At 54.1% G+C, this 25,918-nt stretch carries 20 protein-coding genes; 13 read left to right on the top strand and 7 right to left on the bottom strand.

The features are described from left to right. Window positions 1-300: 300 nt before the first annotated feature. The 3 genes from KRAC_RS14720 to KRAC_RS14710 all read left to right on the top strand — a co-directional run bounded on the left by KRAC_RS14720 (window position 301) and on the right by KRAC_RS14710 (window position 2,833). Complete coding sequence (locus KRAC_RS14720; protein ID WP_007908228.1) at window positions 301-1,206, top strand: serine/threonine protein kinase; 906 nt, start codon at window positions 301-303, stop codon at window positions 1,204-1,206. A gap of 173 nt (window positions 1,207-1,379) precedes the next feature. Then, window positions 1,380-2,045: a response regulator gene (locus KRAC_RS14715; protein WP_007908226.1), complete on the top strand. Its 666-nt coding sequence runs from the start codon at window positions 1,380-1,382 to the stop codon at window positions 2,043-2,045. Between the two features lie 209 nt (window positions 2,046-2,254). Next, window positions 2,255-2,833, top strand: a complete 579-nt coding sequence (locus tag KRAC_RS14710; protein ID WP_007908224.1) for a general stress protein — start codon at window positions 2,255-2,257, stop codon at window positions 2,831-2,833. Window positions 2,834-3,504: 671 nt separating this feature from the next. Here KRAC_RS14710 and KRAC_RS14705 read toward each other — a convergent pair. Next, window positions 3,505-4,188 carry a class I SAM-dependent methyltransferase gene (locus KRAC_RS14705; RefSeq protein ID WP_007908221.1) on the bottom strand — a complete coding sequence of 228 codons (684 nt, stop codon included), beginning with the start codon at window positions 4,186-4,188 and terminating at the stop codon, window positions 3,505-3,507. 450 nt (window positions 4,189-4,638) lie between these two features. Between KRAC_RS14705 and KRAC_RS14700 the strand changes: the two genes are divergently transcribed. Then, window positions 4,639-5,961 carry a hypothetical protein gene (locus tag KRAC_RS14700; RefSeq protein WP_007908220.1) on the top strand — a complete coding sequence of 441 codons (1,323 nt, stop codon included), beginning with the start codon at window positions 4,639-4,641 and terminating at the stop codon, window positions 5,959-5,961. Beyond that, window positions 5,942-6,526, top strand: a complete 585-nt coding sequence (rsmD, locus tag KRAC_RS14695) for a 16S rRNA (guanine(966)-N(2))-methyltransferase RsmD (protein ID WP_007908219.1) — start codon at window positions 5,942-5,944, stop codon at window positions 6,524-6,526. The genes KRAC_RS14700 and rsmD overlap by 20 nt, the downstream gene beginning before the upstream one ends. A gap of 92 nt (window positions 6,527-6,618) precedes the next feature. Here rsmD and KRAC_RS14690 read toward each other — a convergent pair whose 3' ends face one another. Further along, window positions 6,619-7,821, bottom strand: a complete 1,203-nt coding sequence (locus tag KRAC_RS14690; protein WP_007908218.1) for a sensor histidine kinase — start codon at window positions 7,819-7,821, stop codon at window positions 6,619-6,621. Window positions 7,822-8,152: 331 nt separating this feature from the next. Here KRAC_RS14690 and KRAC_RS14685 point away from each other — a divergent pair, with 331 nt between their 5' ends. After that, on the top strand, window positions 8,153-8,647 hold the full coding sequence (locus KRAC_RS14685; protein WP_007908217.1) for a helix-turn-helix domain-containing protein: 495 nt from the start codon (window positions 8,153-8,155) through the stop codon (window positions 8,645-8,647). 59 nt (window positions 8,648-8,706) lie between these two features. On the opposite strand, the gene KRAC_RS14680 is transcribed toward KRAC_RS14685, so the two are convergent. Next, window positions 8,707-9,456, bottom strand: a complete 750-nt coding sequence (locus tag KRAC_RS14680; protein WP_007908215.1) for an SDR family NAD(P)-dependent oxidoreductase — start codon at window positions 9,454-9,456, stop codon at window positions 8,707-8,709. Window positions 9,457-9,775: 319 nt separating this feature from the next. Between KRAC_RS14680 and KRAC_RS14675 the strand changes: the two genes are divergently transcribed. Next, window positions 9,776-10,648 carry a metallophosphoesterase gene (locus KRAC_RS14675; RefSeq protein WP_007908214.1) on the top strand — a complete coding sequence of 291 codons (873 nt, stop codon included), beginning with the start codon at window positions 9,776-9,778 and terminating at the stop codon, window positions 10,646-10,648. 48 nt (window positions 10,649-10,696) lie between these two features. Here KRAC_RS14675 and KRAC_RS14670 read toward each other — a convergent pair whose 3' ends face one another. The 3 genes from KRAC_RS14670 to KRAC_RS14660 all read right to left on the bottom strand — a co-directional run bounded on the left by KRAC_RS14670 (window position 10,697) and on the right by KRAC_RS14660 (window position 12,973). Next, window positions 10,697-11,668 (bottom strand): HAD family hydrolase, encoded by a 972-nt coding sequence (locus KRAC_RS14670; protein ID WP_007908213.1) that lies wholly within the window; start codon window positions 11,666-11,668, stop codon window positions 10,697-10,699. 113 nt (window positions 11,669-11,781) lie between these two features. Then, window positions 11,782-12,261, bottom strand: coding sequence for a YggT family protein (locus KRAC_RS14665; protein WP_007908212.1), 480 nt, complete (start codon window positions 12,259-12,261; stop codon window positions 11,782-11,784). 112 nt (window positions 12,262-12,373) lie between these two features. Beyond that, the gene (locus KRAC_RS14660) at window positions 12,374-12,973 is read right to left on the bottom strand and encodes an AAA family ATPase (RefSeq protein ID WP_007908211.1); all 600 of its coding nucleotides are present in this window, start codon (window positions 12,971-12,973) and stop codon (window positions 12,374-12,376) included. A 346-nt stretch (window positions 12,974-13,319) separates the two neighbouring features. On the opposite strand from KRAC_RS14660, the gene alaS reads away from it, so the two are divergent. The 3 genes from alaS (at window position 13,320) to KRAC_RS14645 (ending at window position 20,487) form a co-directional block, all read left to right on the top strand. Further along, window positions 13,320-15,962: an alanine--tRNA ligase gene (alaS, locus tag KRAC_RS14655; RefSeq protein WP_007908210.1), complete on the top strand. Its 2,643-nt coding sequence runs from the start codon at window positions 13,320-13,322 to the stop codon at window positions 15,960-15,962. A 256-nt stretch (window positions 15,963-16,218) separates the two neighbouring features. Then, a complete protein-coding gene (locus KRAC_RS14650; RefSeq protein ID WP_007908209.1) occupies window positions 16,219-17,562 on the top strand; it encodes a cell division FtsA domain-containing protein in 1,344 nt (447 codons plus the stop codon). A 246-nt stretch (window positions 17,563-17,808) separates the two neighbouring features. Then, entirely contained in the window at window positions 17,809-20,487 is a 2,679-nt protein-coding gene (locus KRAC_RS14645; RefSeq protein ID WP_007908208.1) for a baseplate J/gp47 family protein, read from the top strand. Window positions 20,488-20,643: 156 nt separating this feature from the next. Here KRAC_RS14645 and KRAC_RS14640 read toward each other — a convergent pair whose 3' ends face one another. Continuing rightward, on the bottom strand, window positions 20,644-22,854 hold the full coding sequence (locus KRAC_RS14640; protein ID WP_007908207.1) for an ArnT family glycosyltransferase: 2,211 nt from the start codon (window positions 22,852-22,854) through the stop codon (window positions 20,644-20,646). A gap of 646 nt (window positions 22,855-23,500) precedes the next feature. Here KRAC_RS14640 and KRAC_RS75925 point away from each other — a divergent pair. From KRAC_RS75925 to KRAC_RS75915, 3 genes are read left to right on the top strand one after another with little or no spacing between them, the layout of a single operon-like run. After that, window positions 23,501-23,779 carry a hypothetical protein gene (locus tag KRAC_RS75925; protein WP_040442549.1) on the top strand — a complete coding sequence of 93 codons (279 nt, stop codon included), beginning with the start codon at window positions 23,501-23,503 and terminating at the stop codon, window positions 23,777-23,779. Then, the gene (locus KRAC_RS75920; RefSeq protein ID WP_244422142.1) at window positions 23,752-25,626 is read left to right on the top strand and encodes a S53 family peptidase; all 1,875 of its coding nucleotides are present in this window, start codon (window positions 23,752-23,754) and stop codon (window positions 25,624-25,626) included. Before KRAC_RS75925 ends, KRAC_RS75920 begins: the two co-directional genes overlap by 28 nt. Beyond that, complete coding sequence (locus KRAC_RS75915; protein ID WP_040442547.1) at window positions 25,623-25,820, top strand: hypothetical protein; 198 nt, start codon at window positions 25,623-25,625, stop codon at window positions 25,818-25,820. Before KRAC_RS75920 ends, KRAC_RS75915 begins: the two co-directional genes overlap by 4 nt. Window positions 25,821-25,918: the final 98 nt, after the last annotated feature.

The following is a 25,918-nucleotide window of genomic DNA, read 5'->3' as shown; positions in this document are numbered from 1 at the left end:
CTAGTGTCTCTTTGTATCATCACGCCTCGCGCCTGCGGCGCTCGCTTGGGTTTGTAATGTGCTAGAGTAGCCGCGTACGCCAGTGGTGCGCAGCACCACTGGCGTACGCGGCTACTCTAGCACATTTTCTACTTATTTATAACGGTAGATGTTTCTATCTCTCGTCGATGTCCTGGAATTTAACTCTTTTGGTTGATGACACCGGGTTGATGACATCTATACACTTGAAACGAGGCATGTTTTCATGCTGCTGAGGGGTGAGGGTTCTATGAGTGTAGCGATAGTGTCTGGATACCAGCAATGTCAACACAAAACCAGTATTTTCCTGAACCGGGTACGCTTGAGCAGTTGGGGAGCTATCATCTGTTGCGTCCGCTCAGGCGTGGCGGATACGCGACGATTTACCTGGGAGAGCATCAATATTTGCACACGCTGGGAGCGGTGAAGGTGCTCAATACCTGGTTTGCCACAGGGAGAGATACTCAGCGCTTCCTGGCAGAGGCTACCCTACAGGCGCGTTTGCGTCATCCGCATATCGTGCGTGTGCTCGATTTTGGCGTTGAGGAGCGGATTCCCTTCCTGGTCATGGAGTATGCACCACACGGGACCTTGCAGGACCGTTTCCCCCAGCAGAGCCAGGTCGCCCTGGACGTGGTGCTTCCCTATGTGCTGCAACTTGGCGCGGCGCTGCAATATATGCATGATAATGGTGTGCTGCACTGCGATGTCAAGCCGCAGAATGTGTTGCTTGGGCCACAAGAGGAGGTCTGGCTCTGCGATTTTGGTATCGCGACCTCTGTCCTGAAGCACTATCAGGAGGCTACTGATGGTTCGAATGGAACGGCGCTCTACGCCGCACCCGAGCAGATTCGTGGCCGTCCTGAACCCGCCAGCGATCAATACGCGCTAGGAATCATGCTCTACACCTGGCTCTGTGGCCATTTCCCTTTTTCCGGTAGCACCACCCAGGTCTGCCACCAGCATCTCTATATACTACCAGAACCTATTCGCGTGTTGATGCCAGAGGTCCCTAAAGCTATCGAGCGTGTGGTGATGCGCGCACTGGCCAAAGAACCCGCCCGGCGCTTCCCCGATATCACAGCCTTTATGAAAGCCCTCCAGCAAGCCGCTCACCCGCGTCCCACTCTGTCCAGGGGACCGCTCAAGTGGGTGCGCTCCCTTCTTAATGCGAAGCACACCTCTTAACCTGTGAACTACGCACAAATATATGCTAGTGTGGGGGAATGGTCCGCGACCGGTCCCCCATACTAGCATATACTCCAATGAAGCGGATTTACGAGCGCTTGGTAGAATAAAAAAGGAGTAGTGACGGCGCCTTTATGTCAAGTGGTTTTGCACTAAGGTAGGAGATGACCCCTATGATTAGCGTGGTAATTGTGGATGACCATGGTATGGTGCGCGAGGGATTGCGCCAGTTTCTAACAGAGGATCCCGAGATTGCGGTTGTGGGAGAGGCCTCCGATGGCGCCTCTGGTGTGCAACTCGTGCAAAGCCTGCGTCCCGCAGTGGTGCTTATGGATGTGATGATGCCTGTACTGGATGGTATCTCCGCCACGGCCTCGCTGCGCCACTGCTGTCCTGAGTCCCGCGTGATTATTTTGAGCAATCATGTCGAGCGCTCAACTGTCATCCATGCCGTCAAGGCGGGCGCTGTAGGATACTTGTTGAAGGATGCCCTGGCTGAGGAGCTTTGCCACGCCATTAAAGAGGTGGTGCAGGGTAACGTGCACTTTGCCCCTCAAGCTTCTATCTTTCTCCTGCACGAGGTACGTGAACCCAACCTGCCCGAGAACCTGACGGAACGCGAGGCCGATGTACTGCGCTTACTCGCCCAGGGACGCTCGAATAAGGATATCGCGCGCCACCTGCATATCGTCGAGGATACGGTTAAGACGCATGTGCGTCATATTCTCTCAAAGCTCGGGGTGCAGAGCCGAACCCAGGCCGCGCTCTACGCGACCCGCCTTAACCTCGTTCCCATTGATGAGCAGGAGCAGAGCCTACAGTCGAGCCAGGCCAGGTGAGTGGAACAACGCGTGCTTCAGCAGCGTTAGTCGGGTAGCTGAAACTCGCTTTTCCCTTCTCCCGTGTATTATGCAAGTGACACAACAGGCCTTTTTTGTGGGAGTAAATGAGGCTGAGAATGTGCTCTGAGTTAATTCGAGTTAACTGGCAAGAATGTATTCAATTTCGCTGACCAACCACCTCTCTTGTTAAGAAAGGAGGTCTGGCTATGGCAATGGTGCAGAAGACAATCGCCGTCGGTGTTTTCGCGGATAAAGAGCAGGCCCGGAACGCTATTGAAGCGCTGCGGCACGCGGGCTTTACCGATGATGAGATTGGCTATCTGGCGCATGCTCGCCTGGAGGGGCTTTCAGAGGCGACCGCTGTCAATACGGCTACCGGTATGGTGGAGGGTGGCGTGCTTGGTGGCGTGCTGGGGGCCGTGGCGACATTGTTGATTCCAGGGATTGGTCCAGCCATCGCGGGCGGTATCTTGGTAGCAACCCTGGGCGGTGCCGCGCTGGGCGCAGCGGCCGGTGGCTTAATTGGTTCGTTTGTACGTATTGGTATTCCCGAGAAGGATGCGCGCTTCTACCAGCAAGAAATAGCGGCAGGCCACACTGTTGTCACGGTCAAGACGGCTGGTGAGGTCAGCTATGACGATGCATTAGCGATTATGCGTGCCAATGGGTCCTATGATGCCGCGACCAAGACGGGTGTTGTCAACACAACGCCGCCCATCCGCCCGCGTGGAGTTTCCGGCCCCCTGAACACTGGTGAGAACAATCCCTCCGAACCCGAGTCCTAGTATGAAGAACTCCTTAGAAGAGAGCGAGGCCCTGTTGGCATTGCCGACAGGGCCTCGCTCTCTTCTTTTCCCTTGACCTTTACCAGTCACGCCAGGGGATATTCTGCGTGCGCATGTGCTCCACTTCCTGTTCCCCTTGTTGGGAGTCGTCATGGTCAGTGTACTGCTGCTCTCCTGGGAGTACCGGCTTGCGCCAGGCCCGATGCTTATAACCTTGCTGGCGGTACTGGTGATGATAACGACGACTGTCTGTGTGGCTGTGCGAGTTGACTTTGAAATGGAACGAATTTTGTTTCTCCCCTATGTTGATGTTGAAGTCAGTACCCTACGGCTAAAGCCGAGGGCTTGGAGTTGTGTCTGAACTCCACCGCAATTCAGCATACCGTTTCAGGCGTGCGGCTTTGGCTTCATCGTCCGACACATCAGGGCGTACTGATTGAAAAGATAGGGAGCATATTCTATTCTCTTATACGTTTTATCTCTATAGAAGTTTTAGGGGAGCATATAGCTTTTTATCTATGGTGAAGGCGCAGACTTCTCGCCACTACATGGCTCGCCAGGTTCTAGTGTTGGTGGCGGGCTGGCTCTGCCAGCCCGCCACCAACACTAGAACCCATTGATGATTTGCGAGACCCAGAGGATTGGAGCTTGCCGAGGTCGGAAATGTGTTTTTAGGAATGCTTGGATAGGTGATAGTGGATGCGGAAACGACGCTTGGGAGGCTCTTCCTGGTCGTAAAAGTCGTCGAAGGTGACCTCTTGCAGGCCGCAGGACTGGAAGACCGAGAGGCTTTGCCGGCTCAGGGGAGAGGGGATTTTACCATCGCGTTCCTCGCTCTCTGTGCCACGGCAGATCACGAGCAGGTCACCGCCGGGTGCCAGGCAGAGGCTGATACATTCCATGGCGCGGGACCTTAGTTCGTGAGGAAGGGTCTGGATAGTATATATCTCCAGAATGAAGTCGAAGCTTTGCTGCCATGCTTGAGGTAGGGCGAAGAGGTTTGCAGCCTCGTAGTGGACCGTGGTCTCGGGGAAGCGTCGTTTGCTCCATTCAATAGCCTCTGGCGCGATATCGAAGGCGGTGACCTGAAAGCCCAGGCACGTCAGGGCCTCGGCATCATCTCCCAGGCCACAGCCAACGACGAGCGCGCGCCTGTTGTTTCCCTGGAACTGCTGGCGTTCGGCCCAGTCCGTGAAGTGCGTATTTACTTGCTGGTCCGCCCAGGGAATGGCTGAGGCGTCTCCCTGGGCTTGCTGGTAGAGCGTTGAGAAATAATTCAGTACATCGCCCCGACTGGTGTAGGTATCATAGAGATGCTGGGCTTTTTCCCGTGCGTGCTGTTCATCTAGCGTCATATATGTGCATCCGTTTCTAGGTGGAGTTAAAGGCGCCCGCTGGCAAGCCTGTTATCGTTGTATCATATTCTGCATTTACCAGGCAAGCGAGCGCTAAATGGATCCTATATGTGGGTGGTGCGTGCTGGCAGCTACAGGCTGCCAGCACGCACCACCCACATACCCAGGCGCGAGGCGTCTCGCCAAAAACATGCACATCGAGTTTTCTAATCAAAGGAGGGGAAGGGGTGACTTTTATAAAGGCCCTGAAAGAAGGATGAGGAAAGAGTGTACATGAGATCAGTTTTTGCTATAATAAGACACGTACACTAGTTCCAATTTTTGTGTCCTCGGGGCGCAGGCCGATGACTATTTTGTGTTTCGCCGCGGATTGTGTAGAATTGGAAGGGTAGGCGTGAACACATTGTCGGAATAAGAGTGGGCAGAACAGCAAAGAGGAGAAAGTGTCTTATGGATGGCCAGAAGGCGAAACTGGAAGGCGACAACAGGCATATCTGGTTGCGTTATGCGACTGAATTTGAGAGCGGAGGGCGCAGGCATACGCTTGAGATGGGTATCCCTATGCCACTGGGTGCGAGCGATCAGGAGCGCGAGCAGTTGTTGAATGAAGCCGAGCAGGGCTTGGATCAGCTAATAAGTCGCATAGAGAAACGTGTATCTCGTGCCATCCCGAGTAGTGTTTCAGGAAATGCTCCAGGTAGCCTCAGGGTGAGTACGCCTGCTCCTCAGGGGGCGCCAGCTGGTGGGCGTCCTGCAACTCCACCACAGAGACCCGCCTCTGTGCCCGCTCCGCAGACGAGTACGCAGCCAACTCAGCCCACCTCTAAGGTGCGCGAGAGTGCTGCCCCTGTCGAAGAGGCACAGGCGCCAGTGCCGCGCCAGCATAGCGGGGTCACCCTCCCTTCGGTCCCGAAGGTGACTGGTGATCTCGGTGGCGATATGTCGCTGCCAGATTTTATCCACTATATTAAAGAGACCTGGGGGATTGAGCCACATGAGGCTATGAAGCAGTTGAATGTGCGCTCCCTCTCCAACATTAATCGGCGCTCAGCAATTGCACGGTTGCGTGAATTGCGGGATGCCGACAGTGGCGGCGATGATAAGCAGCATTTGGCCAATCAATCTACGCAGACCACTGCCTCTACAACGGGCAATGAACGACCACATCAGGCTTCTTCAGCCGAGGCACAGAATGAGCAGAGGTCACAGCCCAGGCAGGCCGAGGCACAGCCTGTTCCCCAGAGGCAAACTGAAGCTGCCAAGCGGGAAGCCGTTGCTGATCAGCCGACGCGACCAGTTATCGCGGCTCCCCAGGTAAATGGGAACAATCATACCACTCTGCCCACGAATGTGGTTCCCCTGAATGGGACGCGCCAGGCTGCCTCACGCCAGGCGAGAGCCTTTGATGAGGAGGTTGAGCCTGAAGATCTCGATGGCCTGGTTGACCTGGAGGAGGGCGAGGAGCCGATGTTCTCTCAGGCTATCCTGGACGTGGCATCGGATAAACTGCACACGTTTCGTGAAATGCAGGGCGCGACGACTGCGAGTCCAGATCGCTTGAAGGTCCTCAATATACTGGTGGGTTCACAGATTAGCAAAGAGCAGTTGCATGCCTTGCTCGCAGGCGTTTGGGGAATAACCATACAGAAAAAATTGAAGGTAGATCAAAACGAAGCTTTGATTTCGTGGGCTAAGGAAGATAATTTTATACCCGAGGTCGAGGCCGTCTTACACCTGTTAGAGGAGGAAAAATATGCGCGTGGTAACCGGTGAGGCGAAAGGAAAACGGCTCAAGTCACCTAAAACGATTGACACTCGACCCATCCTGGATCGCGTCAAAACAGCGCTCTTTGATATCCTGTCTGGCGAGGTCCAGGGTACACGCTTCCTGGATCTATTTGGTGGTGTTGGCAATGTTGGTATTGAGGCCCTCAGTCGGGGGGCTGCCCACGCGACCTTTCTGGAACTCAATCCCCAGGTATTTCGTATCCTGCGCGAGAACCTGCAATTGACGGGCCTGATCAACCGGGCGGAGACGGTGCGGGGAGACGCTTTTAAGTTTCTCCAGGCTGGTGCAGCACCCGGAGCCGCGCCAAAACCCTATGACATTATCTACGTTGCGCCCCCTCAATACCAGGAGATGGCGGCGCGTGCGCTGGAGATGCTGGACCATTCGCCCCTGGTTCCTGATGATGGCCTGGTGATTGTGCAGATCCATCCCAAGGAGCGGCCCGGAGTTGCCGCAGTCACCTGTCAGCGTCTCACCCTCGTCGACGAGCGACGCTATGGCAGCACCCTCTTGATGTTTTACCGTGTTCCCGGCGCTGAAGAAGAGTAATAAGAGGTAGTGTAGCATGGCCCTGGCAGCCAAAGGCTGCCAGGGCCATGCTACACTACCTCTTATTGTTGCGAGCACCGCGGGCGCGAGACCTAATTGAGTATCGCGGGACCGGGCGCCGGTATGGGAGTCTGAGGCGCAGGCACAAACTGCCGCTGCATCTTCACAATGCCGGGAAGCGTAAAGTGGAACTGGCTCCCTATGCCCGGTATCCCCTGGCTCTCTACCCAGATCTTTCCATGCATGGCTTCGACCAGGTGCTTGCTGATATACAGGCCCAGGCCGCTGCCACGCGTTGGCCCCGCCAGGTCTTGTGGCAAGCGCGCAAATTGCTCGAAGAGCATGGCCTGCTCTTGTGGTGGGATGCCTGCCCCTCTATCGCTGACGGTGATGTGAACCTGTTCTCCATCGGTGCCCGCTTCAATAAGGATGGGACTCATGTTGGGAGAGTATTTGAAGGCGTTGGAGAGCAGGTTGTAGAGAATATGACGTATGCAATGAGCATTCCCACTGACAAAGAGGTGACGCGAGATCCTGGTATGCACCTGGTTATGACACTGGTAAAGCATTTCAAATTGGGCGACCATGTCATACACAATACGATAGAGTTGTAGATTCTCTACCGCCAGGTCACCTCTATTATTCGCGATAGCCATGGTATCCAGCACGTTGTTGACGAGGCGGCGCAGCTCGTCGCAGTAGTTGAGTGCGTTTCTGAGATAGACCCCGTGGAGGTCACGCGTCAGATGCCCTGTCTGCTCCAGCAGGTGAGCGAGCATTTCTATATAGCCATATGCCGCCGAGAGGGGGGTGCGCAACTCGTGATTGACGTTGATAATGAACTGGTTCTTGAGCTGGTTGAGCTGGCGCTGGCGCTCATAGGCATCGTGCTCCTGTTTTTTGGCCTCCTCTGCGTGCCGCTGTGCCTCTTCCGTGGCGTCGAGCATACTGCGTAGCGTACACATCAGATAACCCTCAATAAGCAAGACCACGACACTTCCCAGCAGCGAGTAGAGATAGGTTGGCGTCAGTGGTGCCAGGTGGTATATGAGCAGATTATAGAGAATCAAGACGCCTATGTTGCAGACAAAGACGCAGAATGCTCCGTACCTGTTGAAGGTCCAGGAGGAGAGCAGCATTGGGACCGCGAGAATATACCCGGTGTGCGTAAAGGGCAGGGTCCAGTAATAGATGGCCGTACAAGCAATAAAGCAAACTCCGCAAATACACAATTTCAGCGCTAAGGGGAGACGTAAGAAGAGGCGCGGCCAGGAGGTAAGCAGGTGACTCCACATGATGACTAATCCTCCGCAATCCACATATTGACAACTAGCACATGCCATGCGCAGATTACAGAATCTGCAAAACATCTTGTACACGGCTAAACAAGATAGAGAAGAGGTATGTATAGAAATATATTAACATGCTGGAAATATAATTTTCTATAGCAAATTACTTTTGGTTTACAATTTAGCTTATTTTATTTTCTCTTGTGCTACAAATGTGTATATTATTATAAAGCGCTTGCCCGATTGGACAGGTTCTCTGGGTCGTGGTGTGCGCTATAATTGGGGAGAGAAGCCATAAAATTCATGATTTGCAGATACTATGGAGGAATAAAGAGCTATGCTAAATAAACCTGGAGGGCCGGGAGGTCCCGGTGGGCGTTTTGCCTTTATCGATGCGGGCGAGGCGGCGCGTATGCTGGGGATTGATCGCATTACCCTGGAACAGTGGATCAAGGATGGGCGTATAAAGCCAAAGCGCGGCGTGGGACGCGAGTCCTTCTTCCGCGCGGCAGACATACAGGCGCTCTACAATGAGTTACATCCCGAGACTGAGCTTGCGGCGGCAGTCGAGGCCGATGAGCGCGAGAGCGCAGGCGAGGCGCCCCAGGCCCCGGTGCGCAAGAAGCAGGACCCGCAGATGCGCGTCTATCTGCGTTTGCAGGCTGATGCCAAGTGGTTTGACATCTCCGAAGAGGATATTCAGACCTGGTTTAAGCAGCTTGCCCCCGATGGCTACGAGCGCAACAAGCGCAATGTTGAGCATACGATCAAGAAGCTTCAGTACCTGGTGGGCCTGATTGATGACGCTCAGCAGCGCCAGGCTGAACTATAGTGTACTAAAAAATATTGTTGAGCCTTGCGGGCAAAGCCCACAAGGCTCAACAATATTTTTTAGTACATAAATCCTCCGCCGTCCACGATGAGCTTCTGGCCGTGAATAAAGTCGGCGCCAGGTGAGAGCAGGAAATCAACGGCCTGGGCTATCTCTTCAGGCTGGCCGATGCGGTTGAGGGGAATGCTCTGCGTAATCTTTTTGAGGCGCTGAGGATCACTCGTCCCATAGCGTTCCTCGACCTCCTGGGTCTGGATGAAGCCAGGCAGGATGCAGTTGACGTGAATCTTTGGCGCCAGTTCCAGGGCCAGGCATTTGGTCATCGTCAGGATACCGGCCTTGGAGGCGCAATAGTTCAGGCCATTTTTTCGTCCCGTGATGCCGGTTGTGGCCCCCAGGTTAATAATGTAGCCACCTGCTTCCTGCTGGAGCATATAGCGCGCGGCGCATTGGGAGCAGAGAAAGGTCCCCTTCATGTTAGTATCTACGACGCGATCCCAGTCCTCTTCGCTTAGCTCCAGCACTGGTTTATCAATATTCAGTCCCGCGTTATTGATCAGGACATCGATGCTTCCAAGCTGGTTGTTGGCGACATGAAAAAGATTCTCAACATCGTGGGTATTGGCGACATTGGAACGTATTACCAGCACCTGTGGGGTAAGCACATGGCATTCCTGGTAGGTTTCCTGAGCCGCCACGTCATCTGAGTGATAGCTGAGTACCAGATGATATCCTTCACGTGCCATATGCAACGCAATCGCCTTCCCTAGCCCTTTGATACCGCCTGTAATGATCGCGGTTCTGGCCATTACTGCATGCTCCTTTATCGATGTTCAAGACAAGTGCAGCGGTTGAAGTTGAGTCGGTGGAGCGGGTAGTGTCTATCTGTCTGTCTATTATATAGAGAGATCAAGCCGTGGGTACTTGGGCGTTCGTCAATTCTTTGCAGAGTCGGCTCACGTTATAGGCACCACGTTTACGGCGTGCTGATTTATCCTTTTGGTTGGGGGGACGTTTCCTCTGTTCTCTCCGCGCCAGGCAGCGCTATAATATCCACTGAATGTAAAGTGAGCCAGGAGCCTGTATGAAGAGCATAGCAGGCAGCCAAGGAAAAGGAAGACAGAGAACATGGAATGGAAAGCGGCGGGTGCGGTTCTGGTTGGAGCTCTGGGAGCTATTGGTGGGATGAACTATTATGCGCGTCGTATCGAGCCATCCTGGCTGGAGGTAAACGAGTTCTCGCTGGTGTTGCCACGCCTGGACAGCGCTTTTGCTGGCTACCGGATCGCTCACATTAGCGATATCCATGCCGATACCACCTGGATGGATTATGCGCGCTTGCAAGAGATTGTGCAGGCGGTTAACCAGCAGCACCCCGATATCGTGGTCATTACAGGCGACTTTCTCTCGGTATACGAGCCGCCTGCTCTGGAGGCGTTGAAAGCGCTGCGTTTTCTCCAGGCGCGCGATGGCGTCTTCGCGGTCCTGGGCAATCATGATCATCGGGTGGGAACACAGGGTCCCGCGTATTTACGTGCCCTCTTCACGGAGTATGGTATTCATGACGCCACCGAGATGATATTCTCGCTTGAGCGGGCGGGCCAGATGCTGCATATCGTGGGGCTGGCGGATCTCTTTCAGCAGCGGAAGGTGCCTTCTGTGCCGCGCACTGTCTCCTACCAGGAGAAGTTTCAGGCTGTTGTACGCAAGATACCTGAGCAGGGAGCGGCTATCTTGCTTGTGCATGAGCCAGACTTCGCCGATGTGGCCGTCAAAGCGCAACGTTTTGATCTCCAACTCTCGGGTCATTCGCATGGCGGTCAGGTGCGTCTCCCATGGTTGGGCGCGCTCAGGCTGCCACCGTTGGGCCGCAAGTATTCCTGTGGCCTGTACCGTGTGGGCGAGATGTGGCAATATACCACGCGTGGCCTGGGGATGAAGCCACCCCAGGTGCGCCTGAACTGCCGCCCAGAAATCACTATGATTACCTGCTGTAAGTAGGGGCCGATGCAGAGCAGACGACGCTGCTAAAGCACGCGTCGTCTGCTCTTATTTCACGGCTTCGGGGAGGATATCCAGCAGGTCCTCGACTGAGGGGACGATGATCTCCGCACCACGCTGTTTGTAGAGGTCGACCTCGGCGGGATTGACGCTCATCGCGCCAATGATTATGGGTTCGCCGGGTGTTCGGCTCTGCATATACTTGCGCACGAAGTCATGGTCGTCGGCGGTATCGCCGATAAAGAGGCCAGCGCGTGCGCCCGTGCGCTCAATGGCCATACGCAGGGCCTGAGGATTAGGCTTGGGGCAGATATCCGCCGGAATAACGACCTCCCACCAGCGCTCACCGCTATAGGCCTCCATGCGCTCAAGCGCGCTTTCCACCTCGGGTCCAACGCGCCCAGTGATCATGCCCATATGCTTTATACCAGCGGCGCGCAGGCGTTGAAAGAAATCGGGCTGGTAGAGCATATGCTCCCGGTGATAGAGTCCCACGAAGTCACTGGGGAGGTAGAGCATCTCCTGGCCGTAATATCTACGCATGCCCTCGCTGCCCCAATAGTATTCGTGATAAATGTCGCCAATAATTGCATAGTTGGCGCGGGCGCTGGCGGGAATGGTCTCCTCAACCCAGGTGCGTCCTCCGTGTCCACGCAGGTTGGCCTCACGTGAGAGGGCGGCCCATTGCGCATTGTTGCGTTCGGCCAGCTCGGTGCCTCGCCATTCGCGCAACTTCGCCGTGTAGAGCGATGCGAGCAGGTAGCACATATCCCAGTCATTGTTATAGCCACCTGCCTGCTTGAAAATATCCACATCCATGGAGGTCAGCAGGGCTTTCCCTTCATGCTGCCCCCAGTCCAGTCCATGCAGCGTGCCGACTACGTATTCGGCGGTGGCGATATCTGTGGCATGGAAGGATTCGAGTGTATGAATTAAGATGCCATCGACATCGAAAAAGATGCTATCAAAGTCAGGGGGGAATTGTAGTTCCGGTTGTCGCCAGATGCCCGGCTTGCTCATGCGGTAAAGGCCCTTCCTCTCAGGTCTTTGGTTAGAGAATTATTATCTTTCCCATTATAACAAGTTGTGAGGTGACTGTTCTGTTAAGTGGTACCGTTGACTAACTTATGGGGTTATGCCGGGCGGGTGACCAGGAGTTTGAGGAAGCGGCGCACCAGGAAGACGCCGAGCCAGTAGATAAAGATGGCGACCAGGATGGAGCCATCGATGGCGTAGCCGCTGTAGTGTGAGATGGGCATGAAGCGTTCGAAGGGGAACATAAAGGGTGCGCTGGCGGCGAAGATCCACTGTGAGAAGAGGCTATGTGTCAGTCCAAAGAGGGTGAAGAGGAAGCGCGCAGCCAGGAGCAGCGTCAATATCCAGAGCAGGAAGCCAAGCAACTGGTTGAGCTTGCGAATGAGGGCGGCACAGAAGCGCCCTATGCTGTAGAGGGCACGCCGGTGCCACGGCAGGTTGGAGAGATACTGTGGAGGCACTGGAGCAGTCGAATCAGGCCACCACGGCTCTGTGGTGGAGGCGTTATACGTATTCTGGTTGAAATGTGGGGTGTTGCGCATGCGCTCATAGGCTTCCCGATAGTTACGACGAAACATGCTTCTTGCTCACACTTCTGCTTACAGTCAGAAAATAATAATGCTGGATGCTCTCGCTTATATTGTACCATAGGTTTCCTATACATAGCACGCGCAACAAGAGAATACAGACTTAGGCCTCGGGTGGGGGCGTGAAAGGGAGAACATGAAGCTGGATATTAGCTGCTGAGTGATTGATATCCTCCTCGTCAAGCTGGTATATCTGGCCCCAGCCTTCCTGGGGACTGCTGAGCAGTATCTGTTGTAACTGGTCAAAGTGATAGTTGATCACGTCGGCTCCCACGCGTCGCTGCCGTTGTTGTTCATGGCGTAGGCAGATGTCGGGTGTGATATTGAAAATAAAGAGGCTGGTATGATAGTTGTAGCGGTGCGCCAGTTCAAGCAGGTTGCGCCGGGCGTCCCAGGAAATGGCCGTGCTATCGGCGATGGTCGTGCGGTTCTGTCGCATACGTTTGGCGATAATAAAATGAAAGAGGTCGAAGGCTTCACGATTGGCCTGCTGGCTGGCCTCGTCATCGAAGATGACGCTACGGCAATAGTCAGATGAAATAATCATGGTTGGCGCGAAGCCAGCGTGCTGATTAGCATGAACGAGGTTGCGCGCAAAGGTACTTTTTCCGGCGCCAGCCGGGCCACAGAGCACGATTAATGTTCGCTGTGGCAGCGTAATGTAGAGCGGTCGTTGTCGCTGCTGGGAGCTTGCTGTGTCCATTGCGATGCTTCTTCTCCTTTGATATAATGCGCATGCATATATACGCCTTTTTAAGAAACAGAAGAAAAGGTGGAACGTAAGGTCATATGCATCTTTTGTGTTTCATTGTATACTAACAAACACTCACACAAATGTTGTTGATAGCAGCATTTTGACGATAAAACCGGCTCTTATCTATTGTGTCTGTCTCTTTGTGTGCAGAAACGAATACAGGTTGGCGTATCTTATACCGTTAATATTATGGTAACGGTAATGACGTCCCGCCTGGGCATTCCAGGCCACCTGAAACCATACACTCTACGTGTCTTTATCGCAAGAGACGCTCCCATACGCTGAGGAGGTTGTTGTGTCTGTAGAGATCGCTCTTACCAGCACGGAAATTCGTGCGCGTTTTTTAGATTACTTCGCGAGCAAAGGCCACGTCAAGGTGCCCAGCTCATCCCTGGTTCCACGCAATGATCCGACGGTGATGCTGACCACCGCGGGCATGCAGCAGATGATCCCCTACTTCCTGGGGCGCGAGACGCCTCCAGGATCGCGCCTGACCTCGTCTCAGAAGTGTTTCCGCACAACTGATATCGATATCGTCGGCAACGAGCGCACGTTGACCTTCTTCGAGATGCTGGGTAACTTCTCGGTTGGCGATTACTTCAAGCGCGAGGCCATCACCTTCGCCTGGGAGTTCCTGACTCAGGTAATCAAGTTGCCCGCCCAGCGCCTGCATCCAACGGTCCATCCAGAGGATGACGAGGCACCACGCTACTGGAATGAGATCGCAGGTTATCCTGATGAGGCTATTGTACGCCTGGAGGATAACTGGTGGGGTCCTCCAGGTGCGTCGGGTCCGTGTGGCCCAGACTCTGAGATCTACTACGACCGTGGCGTTGAGCATGGCTGTGGACGCGCGGATTGTAAACCGGGCTGTGATTGCGAGCGTTTCCTTGAGATCTGGAACCTGGTCTTTATGCAGTTCTTCCAGGATCGCGATGGGGGCCGCACGCCGCTGCCCAAGACGAATATCGATACTGGCATGGGCCTGGAGCGCCTCTCAATGGTTGTGCAGGGGAAAGAGTCGGTCTTTGATACCGACATCTTTCGTGCCATTATCGATCACTTTGCCCAGCTTACAGGCAAGACCTATGGGCAGGAGACGCGCGTCGATACCTCATTGCGCGTCATCGCTGATCATGCGCGTGCCCTGGTCTTCCTGGCTGCCGATGGCGTGCTGCCCAGCAACGAGGGGCGTGGCTATATCTTCCGCCGCGTCTTGCGCCGCGCGGTGCGCCATGGCAAGCTGCTAGGACTGGATCAGCCCTTCCTCTCCATTGCCGCGGACACCGTCATCAAGCTCATGGGTGATTACTACACCGAACTGCGCACGCAGCGCGACCGCATTGTCGACGTGTTGAGCCTGGAGGAGAAAAAGTTTAGCCAGACCCTCAACACGGGCTTACAGTTGCTGACGAGCCTCTTGAGCGATCTGCGCCAGAAAGAGATCTCAGTCATTCCAGGAACTGAGGTCTTCAAGCTCTATGATAGCCACGGTTTTCCGGTCGAGCTGACGCAGGAGATCGCCTCAGAGCAGGGCTTTACCATTGATGCAGCAGGCTTTGAGCAGGCCATGCAGCAGCAGCAGGAGCGCAGCCGTGCTGCCAGCAACTTCGCGCAGGCCGACCACGAGACCAACCTCGACGAGGTGCTCCAGCGCATTGGTCCGACGAAGTTTACTGGCTACCAGGGCATCGCCGGCACGGGTAAGGTTGTGGCCTTGTTTGTGGATGGCAGAGAGGTCGAGAGCATTAGCGCGCCCCAGCAGGCCCTGGCGATCCTGGATGCCACCCCCTTCTATGCCGAGAGCGGTGGTCAGATTGGTGATCGTGGAGACCTTCTGGCCCAGGCGGGCGTGTTTAAAGTACAGGATACACGCCGCCCGGTAAAAGGCCTCTATGTGCACTACGGTGAAATCGCCGAGGGCTACCTGCGCGTTGGTGATAGTGTCCAGGCCGAAGTGATTAGCCAGCGCCGTGAAGATACCATGCGTAATCACAGCGCCACGCATCTTTTACATAAGGCGTTACGTGATTTACTTGGGACACAGGTGGAGCAGCGGGGATCGCTGGTGGAACCTGAGCGCTTGCGCTTCGACTTCAGCAGTCAGCGTGGATTGACTACAGATGAGCTTGCCCAGATCGATGCGCAGGTGAATCGTTGGATTCGCGCCGATTATCCCGTTGATACTACTATCATGCCTATTCAAGAGGCACTTGCCACAGGCGCGATGGCGCTCTTCGGCGAAAAGTACGATGACCTCGTGCGTGTCGTCTCGATGGGTAGTAGCACCGAGCTGTGTGGTGGTACGCATTGCGCCTCAACAGGCCAGATCGGCCTCTACCTGACCGTGCAGGAGACGAGCGTTGCCGCGGGCATCCGCCGTATTGAAGCCCTGACAGGGCGGGCTGCTGAAGCCTATCTGCGTCGTCGCAGCGCTCTGGTTGACTCGCTCGCCGCCCGCTTGCAGGTACAGACTGACACGCTTGAAGCGCGCGTGGAGCAGATGCAGCATGAGCTGAGCACGTTGCGTAAGCAGGTGGCGCAGTTCATGCGCGAGAACGCGGTACGCCAGGTGGAGACCCTGGTCTTACAGGGGCAGGAGTTATCTGGTGTAACCATCATCGCGACCAGCGTGGATGTGCCTGACGACAAAGTCTTGCGCGAAATGGGCGAGATGATGCGTTCAAAATTAAAGCAGCCACACGTGGTGGTTCTCGCCGCGCCCCTGGAGGAGCGCATCGCCCTTCAGGTAAACGTTGAGCCATCCTTGACTAAGCGCGGCCTGCACGCGGGGAAAATCGCCGCTGCCGTAGGCCAGAAGCTTGGCGGCAAGGGCGGTGGTCGCCCAGACGTCGCGCAGGGTGGTGGCAAGAACAAGGCTGAGTTGGGCGCCGCTTTAGATCTGGTAACGCAGTTTGTGCGAGAGAATCTACAGTAGCTCCTTATACGAAAACCAACGCCGCTGTCGTGGCTAGCGCTGCGCGCTCAGGTTTTCGAGAGGTAGTAACTTTGCCAGAAGTACGTTCTTTGTGTTATAACGTACACGTCATGCACTTTCGTTTTTGAGGCGACGGTGCATGACGCTCTGAGTGTATATGGCGATGAGAGCGGTAGTCATCGCGCTGTTTCTGGCGAGTGTAGGTGCCCCCATCACCTGTGAAACAAAGAAAGAATAAAATCAGGGAAGACACACTATGAATCTCTTTCAACGTCTGCGCAGTCTGTTTGGCAGAGGACACGAAGAGAATGGGTATTATCCCGAGCTAGATGAAGAAGAGTATGAAGTTGAACTCGAGCCTGTGGGTTCGAGCTCTGAGCGTCAGCTCTTTACAGCGCTAGATATTGGTACCGCCTATGCCAAGGCTATGATTATCGAGGTCCATGGGGATAGCGCTGAGGTTCTAGGAGTGGGACACCATCCTCAAAGCTATACACATATGTCGGATGGTATTGTAACCGATATCCCCGGCGTTATCGCCAACTGTAACAAGGCTCTGCTCAAGGCGGAGCAAGCGGCAGGGGGCGTCATCGCGCCTTCCGCGATCATTGGTATCGCAGGCGAACTGGTCAAGGGCAGCTCGACAACGGTCAGTAAAAATCGGCAGCAACCGGCGCGTCCGATCACAGCGGATGAGCTGGAAGCACTCATGGCCAGTGCGCAGAATAAACTACTGAAGAGCGCCAAGGAGCGTATCGCTGCGGAAACGGGTTACCATAATATCGAGGTTCGTCTAACCAATACCGCCGTCGTCTCGGTGCGTATTGATGGGCAGGCCGTATCCAATCCTATTGGCTTTCCCGGTCGCTACTTCTCGCTGACGCTCTTTAGCGCCTTTGCGCCACTAATGCAATTGGGCGCGCTGGAGGCGGTGGCCCAGGGACTGGACCTCACCCTGCTGGCGATTGTGGCTGAACCCTACGCCCTGGCACGTTGTTTGAGCACGAATGCTGGAGCGGATAGCGGCGCCATCTTTATTGATATTGGCGGTGGTACGACCGATATCGCCCTGGTACGGCAGGGAGGCATCGAGGAGACGCGTATGTTTGCCCTGGGGGGGCGCTCGTTTACGCGTCGCATTGCCACAAGTAAAAGCATCTCGATTCGCGAGGCCGAGCGCCTAAAATTGAGTTATAGCCGGGGAGAGATTACAGGTGAGGCCTATGAGGAGATGCGGGCTATTCTCGAACCCGATTGTCAGACCTGGATGGATAGCGTCGAACTCTTGCTCGAAGAGCTTGCTAAGGAGGAGTTATTGCCACCCGCCATTTATGTCGTCGGTGGTGGCTCGGGGCTTTTAGATCTGTTTCAGAAGCTTGAAGCCTTTCCCTGGATAGAGCGCCTGCCCTTCTCGCGGCAACCAATCATTCGCACTGTGCAACCAGAGATGGTGGGACATATTACTGATCCCGAGAGTATGTTGCGTAGCGCCCAGGATATTACGCCCATGGCTCTAGCCTACCAGGCCGTCGAATTAGAGAACGATGATTCAATGCTCGAACAAACCCTGTATCGTGTTCTAGACACGATGCGCATGTGATACATATTCTCTAGCATATAGATCTTATTCCGAAACCCAACGCCACTTACGTGTCTAGCGCTTCGCGCTCAGGGTTTTCGGATCAGAAGATGCTTAAAAATAGGCAGAAAATGCGTCGGGAGAGCGGAACTGGCACTATCATACGTTATTATTATGAGAGACACAGGGATGTGATACTACGCTATAATTAAGCTGCACAGCCCGAACTTCGTGTGGATCCGTTATTGATGGGGAGAATCTGGGCTTATGAGTGATGAGCAAACAATTTATATTGGTCCTGAAGACGATTTAACCAGTGTACGTGAGCGCCTACAGCGTGTTGAATCGCGGCATGTGATCATGGTAATACCAGCGCAGACGCAGTTGCGTAGTCATGTGGCCTGGAAGTTATTGCATGCACGAGCACGGGAGATGGGGAAGGACGTGGTCATTGTAAGCTCTGATCCCCAGGTGCGTTCGGTGGCCCAGGCGGTGAAGTTTAAGGTAGCTCAATCACTCGAGGCCCAGCCCAGCGATCCTCGCCAGAATAGTCGCCCGGGGCGCTCGGCCCCGGGCGGTCGAGGACGAGGCACCTCGCGTAAGGCCCCTGAGGGACGTAGCCTGGGGCCTCGCCGGTCTCGTCAGTTAGAACGTCCGTCCGAACGCTGGAAGTCTGCTCCCCCTTCTCCCCTGCCACTCTCTCCCTCTCCCTATATTAATCCAGCCTCTGAAACCTTTGAGCCAGGCCAGGAAGAGCTACCCAGTAAGCACTCCCAATTTGATGGAAGCTTTGAAGAACAGAAGCGTCCAGTTGAGGAGTCGCCTGCGCGTAAGTTTGAGGCGCCCTATGCCTATGAGGGGCAGAGTCGTCCTTCAATTCACTCGCTGCCTCCCCAGGAACTGGATGATGACGAGGCCGATCTGCTACTCGAAGACTATAACCAGGCTCAGAGTATTCGGCGATCCGCCATGCAAGAGCAACTAGGTGCACAGGCAAAGGAGTCCGAGGACAATGCCAGGCGAGCCGCCTCGCCGCGTACCCCCGATGAGGCGAAGCCGAGCTATACAACGCCCCCTCTCTCGCCAACGGTCGCGGATGCCATTCTCTCCGATCCCTTCGCGTATTTTGATGATGAGCTACCGCCGCCACCACGTGCCGAGCAACGGGGCGCGGTAACGATAGATCAGCTTGAGAGTGGAATGCATCCCATTCCCGAGACTCCTGTACACGGTGGGCCATCGACCCAGCCCGGTATTATTGTGGATGGCGAGATTGAAGACCTGGGTGACATGGGCAGTGATGACGCCTTTCCGCCTGTCCGCCAACAGGAGATGGAGTCGGATGACGAGATCGATGAGCTTACGCCTCCTTCGCTGCCCGCGGCGCGCCGTGATCGACGTTCGGTGCCATTGCAGAAAAGCTCAAAGCGTCCCATGCCCAGCCGAATCCCTCTGGAGGAGGACCAGGATGAGTATGAGGCACCGGATGTGGAGGAGCAGCCAACACAAATTATGCCGCCACGTCCCGCCGCCCAGGCGCCCGCTCAGCGTTTAAGCCGCGAGTTGACCCCGGTGCATTCGCGCGCAGTACTGCCTGCGAGCGGGATACAGGAGCATCCCAATCAGGTAAAACCAGCTTCGCGTAGCAGCCAGGCGTCACAACGACCATCCAGGCAGGCAACTCATAGCCGTGTCAGTCGCCGCTCCTATCAGGAGCGTAGGCGCGGGGCCAGGGGAGGCTTCCTGGTGGCAGCTGGTATCTTACTGGCGTTTCTAGTGGTTGGTTTGCTGGCCTTTTTTGTGCCGAGCACAGATGTGACGATTACCTTTGCGGGACGTAGTTATAGCCATGCGCTCACACTGGCCGTGGTTCCCAGTGGTCCGGGTGTGGTTGGCCCACGCCTCGCGCAAGCCACGAGCGCAAGTGTTCCGGCACAGCGCCTCTCACGGGACTTCACACAGAATGGCATTGGCACGGCAACTGGCCAGAAGCTTATTGATAATCAGGTGGCTACCGGCAGCATCACCTTTACCAATAATGGGAGCGCTAATATTACCATTCCCTCCGGGACGGTATTAGAGACGCAGAGTGATGGCATTCAGTTTGTGACAACCGCGGAGGCTGTGGTTACGCCTCAAGGTGGTGGCGCGAACCACGTGGATGTACCTGTGCAGGCGCAGAAGCCTGGGACGAGCGGGAATGTGGGCGCTAAGACCATCACCATACTCCCCGATAATAGCAAGAGCGAGATTGCCCGGGCAAGTCATCTCTCCTCGCCTGACCAGGTAAAGCTAACCTTTACCAACGCGGACCGCATGACGGGCGGCGGTGCTGGCAAGGCTACCGTGGTCACTCAGGGAGACCTGGATGCTTTGAAGCAGAAGCTACAGGATGCCTTGAGCGCGGATATCCAGAACTGGTTGACGCAGCAGAAGAAGTCGCCACAGGATGTTGTGGGGAAGCCTGATCTCCAGAGCACCTTAACCGATGCCCCCAAAGTTGACCAGGTGGTAGAGAATAACTCTTTTACCGCGAATCTACATGTGACCTTGACGGCACTGCTTATCTCTGGTAGCGATATCCAGAAGGCAAGCGTCAATCCACTGAATGTGGCCTTGCAGCAGGAGCAGAACTTTAAGAACTACATCGTGACTGCCGATGCGGCCCCCTCCATTCAAATTCAAAAGCTCTCGACAAGTGGCACAGGAGAGCACCTGACGCTCAACTTTACCGCCCAGGTAAACACCACACCCTCAATCAAACCCGAGAATGTACAGCACCAGGTGCTGGGGAAATCGGCGACCAACGCGCGTGCCGAGGTGTTGCATAGCTATCAACCCTACAATGTAAAAGAGGTCCAGATCTCCTCTACACCATCGTTTGTCTTCTGGGTGACGTTCTGGCAGCCAAATATTCATGTCCACCTGGTGCCAGCAAACTCCTGAGCAACTTACCTGAAGCGAATGACTCTCCCATCCCTGCCGGGCCAGCCGAAACTGGCCCGGCGTTTTTGATGTCACCCTCGCGCCTGCGCTCTCAGTGTCTGCGATCCTGGCTTCGCGCCGCAGGCGCGCGAAGGGGTCCTGAATAGTCACAGACAATCAATTACTAGCATTTGTTGTTGGAAGAGTAATGCTATTTTTTCCATCAGCTGTAAGCAGTGTTTGCAAGGAATTCTCCACTTCATAATATGTGAACATCGTCAGTGGGCCAGCAGAGAGCGCCTGCGGTTGCGATAGGTAGGTGGATACCTGGAGAGAAATCTGCGAGGGAAATGGGTTTCCTTGCTGCGACTTATGGAACACAAATAACTGATCGCCTGCCCAGGTAGCTGTCGGTAGGCAATTTATATTGTCGTCTGTTGTGTAGACTTCATTGGCATGTGTACGGAAATTGAAACCATAATGGGTACGTGGCGCGGGCTTATTTGTGCTTGGGATGCTCCACCGTGTTGTCAGCAATTGCCGACCAGCTGTAGAATTTTGCAGCAACTGCGCCGTGGGGGAGATGAGTTGCAATCCTTGTGTGAACGCATGAGGAACCGGAGCAGGCGCTGGCTTCGTTGTAAGGACATAAATGTCATAGGGATCTCCTCCCAGATGTGGAGGCGTGCTAACCAGCGTCGCGTTCGTGTACTGGTTAAGTATGGTATTCGTCACCCAGTCATTAGGCGTGACAAGAAAAACAACCGGCCCGGCTTCGGGGGAAGGAAGCATAAAACAATCATCTATATTGATCAATGCAACAGGAGTTTTTACCTGACCAGAGAGGTCCTCCAGTGCTTGTGCTGTATGGAATTTAATCGTCGTAACATAGATACGGTTGATGTGTCGCTGTTGCGCCACTCGATCTGCTTCTTGAAGAGCATTTTGCTCCGAGTGAAGATCATTATATGGCGGGAAGACCGAGTGATCGTTAAAGTTTCCCATAGTGAGATCAAAGAGAGTGCTACTACTGCCAATCAATTGCGCCAGAATCACCAGAGCCGCAAGGGCGCCCATCCCATAACGGGCAAGCCGACCCCATCCAGGCCGGTATTTTTGCACAAACGCAATGATTTGCGTGGTGCACAGAGCCATGAAAATAAATTGTCCTGGCACAAAGAAGATAAAGTAATGCGCAAATAATACGATCGAATGCCGTGTCAGGAACAAGAGAGGCGCGACTTGCCAGAGGAGAAGCAGAACCAGTCCTTGCTTGTAGGGTGAGGCCCAAAATTCGCTCCACCAGCGGGCAAGAATCCCTTTTTTGGGCTCTGCCTCTGGTGCGGAACGTCGGAAAGACAGAATCTGCATGGCCGCGATAAGCAAGCCGCCCAGGAGCAGCAGAATTGCTACATAGAACTCTGCTCGCAGAAACAGATACAGATGACGGAGCGGTGTAGTTGCTAGAATTGACTGTGCGTTGGGTAGAAGGAGATGATTGTCGCGAATGCGGGCTATGGGATCCAGGTAGGGATTAGCGAGCATTGGCCGGATAAAGGACAAATAGAAACGGAGCGCTTCTGTATCGATAGTAGCCTGCTGCCCCGTTGTTGCGTGGAGGATCATGGTTACGTCAGCAAAGTTAGTATGGTATTCCCAGACAATGTAAGGCGCAAAAAGCAGGAGCAGAACTATGGCGGCTAATCCGATATCGCGCCAGCGGATGGTCTTGAAGGCAAAGAGCACAGCCGCGGTCAGGGGGGCGAGGAGATAAAGCGTGCTTCCATGAAATTGATATAGTATACCGATCAGCACGATTGCCCAGAAGAACCACCCCTTGCGCCGCTCAACGACGCCGCGAAAGAGCGTAAACATGAAAAGCATAATAAAGAAAGGCAGGAAATTCTGTGGCCAGATATTGCGACTGTATGTCCATGCCCAGACGGAGGTTGCGTAGAGCAGCGCCGCTATCGTGCCAGCAAGCCGCCCGTAATAACGACGCACAAAAAAATAGGTCAGCAGAACAGCAGCCGTATTAAATAACGCAACCATTACCTGCCCCCAGAGGGGATCGGCGCTCAAGGATGCAGGTAGCATAAAGAGATAAATGACAAATGGAGGATTGAGATTGCCAAGCGATGCTCTATTGCTGGTGAGCGGCAACCAACCGTTAGCTATAGCGTCATGGGCCATGCGAAAGACGCCCGCCTCATCATCATTAAAGATAACTTTATCGATATTGAACAGTCGTAGAAAAGCGGTAATAAAAAGGATCAGGTATATTTCCCAACTGAGGAGCAAGCGGCGAATTGTATCGCTGAACTTCACCGGGGCCGTCTGCCGGTCGGTTTCTACTTCCCGCTTATGAATAAGGAATGGCTGTGTCATTTCTTACTTTACAACTCCGTCTCTATATAGATGTTCGTGAATATTTTTAAATGGCACTTATGGAAACGATTCTCAGTAGGCTCCGCTCTTGCTATTGGCCAAAAGTCCTGTTCATCTTTCACGATAGTATAACAAAACAGGATCGGGATGAAGAACAAGAGAGGCTCTTCTCTGTCACCATCGCAGTATTGCTGATGAAAACAAGTGAGAAAAAAGTCACTCTGGCTCGTGCTTTGTCTGCTCTCAAATTTCAGCATTGAAAGTGACAAAAAAAGACTTCTCGATGTGTGTTGAAACTGTTTGAGACGGTTTATGAGATGGAAGAGATATAAGAAACGTATGGCTTAAATATTGATAGTTGCGAATGCAGCTTAGCTTCTTATAGATAAGATGCAGGTATACACATCCTTTTATATATGTAGATATGCACATCCTTTTGTATGTATAGACATGCACACATTGTTTGTCTATCTTCTGTCATTTAGTGGTTAACCCAATGTGCAACTTTTTGGCGTGACGGCTTGAACCTGTGGCGCTCGCCTGGGTAGGTGGTGCGTGCTGGCAGCCGCAGGCTACCAGCACGCACCACCTACCAGAAATAAGTTGCACATGGCGTTAGCTAATAATTAGGAAAAGGTGAATCTTCATGTCTCCTCTACCCCCACGTGAAGAGAAGCAGCCGGAGAAAAAGCGCTTATGGATCAAGCGCACTCTCATTGGGATTCCGCTTCTCTGTCTTGTTCTTGGTGCGGTTCTTGGTGTGTACCTGTCTGGCAAAGCTGGCAATGCCAGCGCTGCGACTCTGGTGCCTATCAATGGAACTGTCCCGAACCTGGTGAAAACCAGTACACTGGTAGGGCCACAGATGCGAACCAGCGCATTACCCTCTCTGTTGGCTTGCGCTTGCGCAATGCTGACGCGCTGAAAAACTATGTCGACAGCATGAAACGCCCCAAGTCACTTAATGCGAATCACTATCTGACCAAGTCTCAAGTTGCCACGGCATATGCGCCTCTGGCAAGTAGTGAGCAAAGCATTATCGATTATCTACAAAGTTATGGTTTTCATGTCACACTAACTATGTCTCAGCATCTTGTCGTTGGCGTACAGGGGACCGTCAGCGATCCTATGGTGCCATCCAGCCTGGCGGGATTGATCCAGAACGTCTCTGGCCTGGACAATGCGGTAACGTTTACTCATCCACCTATTACTAAACATTCGCTATCGGGTCAGAGCACTCCCAATACGCAGAGCAGTAATGCTGTTACCTGTCTTAATGCTCAGCATCCGCTTCTGCCCTCGGAGGTTGCTACAGCCTATAACTGTAATGGCTTCTATAGCGCAGGCTTCAAGGGTGAAGGGCAAACAATTGCCCTCGTGGAATTCGATGATTACAATTTATCGGACATTAAAGCCTATACAGGCTGTTATGGCGGAGGCAGTGTGCCGATCAACAAGCATCTTGTTGATGGCGGCACTGGTAGCGGACCTTCACGCGGTGCTTTCGAGGTTGAGATGGATATGGAGCTTATCCTGGGCATGGCTCCTCACCTCGCTGGTCTGAATGTCTACGAAGCTCCCAATACCGAACAAGGGAGCAATGACATGTGGGCACAGATCATCAATAATGATGCTGTCCCGGTGATCAGCACCAGTTGGAGTATATGCGAGGTTGATGCCAGTAATGCTGATCTCAATTTTGAAAATGGACTTTTTATCCTGGCTGCTGCTCAAGGGCAAACAATCTTCGCCGCCTCTGGAGACGCTGGGATAAATGCCTGTGACCCCAGTTCGCCTAACTATGGCACTATATCAGTAAATGATCCTGCGTCACAACCCTATGTCACAGGCGTTGGCGGCACAACGTTAACGTTGACTGCTAACAACGACTACTCCTCTGAAACTGTTTGGCATAATGATCCCCAAGACGCTACTGGCGGCGGGTTGAGCAGCATCTGGTCTCAGCCCTCCTGGCAGCAAGGACCCGGCGTGAACAATTCCTATTCCAATGGTCATCGTGAAGTACCAGATGTAGCGCTGAATGCTGATTGGCAATACTCCGGTTATCTGGTTTATTGCACAGTTGCAGTATCTTGTCCTGGTAGCTATCCCTGGTGGTATGGTGGTGGTACATCGGCGTCAGCGCCACTGTGGGCTGCTATGATGGCGCTGACCAATCAGAAGTCGCTGCACGATGGTGGCTTCAATGTGGGCTTTATCAACCCCCTGCTCTACCAGACCGCCAACGGCACTTCGTATAGCAATGACTTCCATGATGTCACTACTGGCAACAATGATACCATCGATAGCACGGGCAAGTATCCAGCCACACCCAACTATGACATGACTACGGGCCTGGGCAGCTTCAATGCCTGGAACCTGGGTCAGGATCTGGCGAAGCTGGCTGTCAGCCAGAACCCACGTAGCACTCCGGCGGCCACGAAATGGTACTTTGCCGAAGGCAGCGTGGGTGGTAGCTTCCAGGAATACCTGACCATTCTTAACTCGTCCGCGCAAAATGCGACCGTACAGGTGCAGTACCTCAGAATCAGGCAGCCAGGACGGTGCCTCACACGATCGCGGCCAGCAGTCGCTACACGGTCAACGTCAATGCGGACCTGGGTATCTCGACCAGCGCAGCGCAGCAGGCGATCTCGGTTATTGTTACCTCCGATGTTCCGGTGGTGGCCGAACGCCCGATGTACTTTAACTGGCAGGGCCTTGTGCCCAGCGGCACCGATGTGCTGGGAGCGACCAACGAGACCAACATGACGTTCTACTTTGCCCAGGGCGATACTACCCAGAGCAGCTCGGCGAACGTCCACGAGTTTATCACGATTCTCAACCCCAGTTCGACGACTACCGCCCATGTCACGGCAACCTACTACAGCAACGGGCAGGTGAAGGGTACTGCCACAGTGGATGTACCCCCCACTACATCGTGGCACAACGAACCCCAATTTTAGCGGGCAGGCTGCGATCAAAGTGAGCTCGAATGCTGGCGTTGTGGTGGAGCGTCCCATCTACGTTAAGCAGAATGTGCCGGGGGCGGGTGGCTGGATCA

The sequence above is a fragment of the Ktedonobacter racemifer DSM 44963 genome, assembly GCF_000178855.1.
In the GTDB taxonomy this organism is placed as follows: Bacteria; Chloroflexota; Ktedonobacteria; order Ktedonobacterales; family Ktedonobacteraceae; genus Ktedonobacter; species Ktedonobacter racemifer.
This window is presented reverse-complemented; position numbering and strand designations above follow the sequence as displayed.